This window comes from Cellulomonas sp. P5_C6 (assembly GCF_054049635.1).
The window spans coordinates 1-724 of sequence record NZ_JBFULZ010000389.1; the positions used below are offsets into that span (position 1 = coordinate 1).

Below are 724 nucleotides of genomic sequence, written 5' to 3' on the forward strand. Positions count from 1 at the left end.
CCCTAGCGGAATCGAACCGCTCTCTCCACCGTGAAAGGGTGGCGTCCTAACCGATAGACGAAGGGAGCAAAAAACCCCGGCCGATCCAGCGGCCCGAAATCAGGCCAAGGATACCGCGGTTCTGCACGGCTATTTCTAAAATCGCCGCAACATCAAAGCTTTAGGGCTGATCTATCGCGGGCGGCACCGACCGAAAGCAAATCAGTTTGGTGCCAGCGGCCGAACGTATAGTGACGTTTGTTCGGGTCGGCAAGTGGGCGGTGAGGGATCAGGTGGATGATCCCCATGCGCGGCGCACGGACCTCGTGCACAGGACATTTCGAACTCTTCTGCACCTCTCAACGGTTCTTAAAGCATGCGGGCTTAAGGCTCTCTCCGGGGGCGTGGAGTGATGCGATGGCAGTGACGAAAAAACGCGACACACGCCGGTCCGTGCACCAGGCCGGATGGATCACGCTGGACGGTGGATTCGCGGCCCGGCAATGCAATGTGCTGGATCTCTCGACCTCCGGCGCGAAAGTCGTCGTCGACGATCCCACGTCGGTCCCCAACAAGATGAAGCTGGCTTTCTCGCGCGACGCGCGCACCGGGCGTACGTGTGAAGTGGTCTGGCGCCGCGGCAAGACGCTGGGCGTTCGCTTTATCGCGTAGGGCTCCACGATCGTGCGCCCCGATATCGTCATTCCTGTAATGATGGGCTGCGCGCTGCTGTGGTGGATCAGCC

The 724-nt window shown here is 60.6% G+C and carries 1 protein-coding gene; it reads left to right on the top strand.

Features of this window, described 5'->3' with window-relative positions:
- The first annotated feature begins 396 nt into the window (after positions 1–396).
- Positions 397–651 carry a PilZ domain-containing protein gene (locus ACXJKG_RS21325; RefSeq protein ID WP_439093084.1) on the top strand — a complete coding sequence of 85 codons (255 nt, stop codon included), beginning with the start codon at positions 397–399 and terminating at the stop codon, positions 649–651.
- The last annotated feature ends 73 nt before the right edge of the window (positions 652–724 follow it).

Coding starts and splice junctions, on each gene's coding strand:
- ACXJKG_RS21325 (WP_439093084.1), top strand. CDS start 397: ATGGCAGTGACGAAAAAACGCGACACACGCCGGTCCGTGCACCAGGCC.